The 304-nt window shown below is 30.9% G+C and carries 1 protein-coding gene; it reads right to left on the bottom strand.

Annotated elements, in window-relative coordinates; all coding sequences use genetic code 11:
- Window positions 1-304, bottom strand: a 304-nt coding sequence (locus CSUIS19072_RS08490) for a hypothetical protein (protein ID WP_337212289.1), incomplete at both ends; no start/stop codon positions are given.

The following is a 304-nucleotide window of genomic DNA, read 5'->3' as shown; positions in this document are numbered from 1 at the left end:
TTTGTTCTTTTTTTAGCTCTAACTCTTGCTTTGATAAGTCAAGTTGTGAATTTGTTTGTTCTTTCTTTAAAGCTAACTCTTGCTTTGATAAGTCTAATTGACTATTGATTTGTTGCCAGTTTAAAGCCGTTTCTAATGCTTTTGCTGTTAGATTAATAGCCATCGCACTCATCAGATTTGATTGGATTGTTATCTTATCTTTTGGGGCTAGGGTTTTATCATTAAAGCTATCATTAAGATATTTAATAGCCTTATCAAATATCGAGTTTTCACTAACGATTGACGCTTCTATTTGTTTATAATC

This window comes from Campylobacter sp. RM19072 (assembly GCF_024723485.1).
Lineage (GTDB): Bacteria > Campylobacterota > Campylobacteria > Campylobacterales > Campylobacteraceae > Campylobacter > Campylobacter porcelli.
Note: the sequence above shows the minus strand (reverse complement) of the source record. Positions and strands in the feature narration are given on the sequence as shown.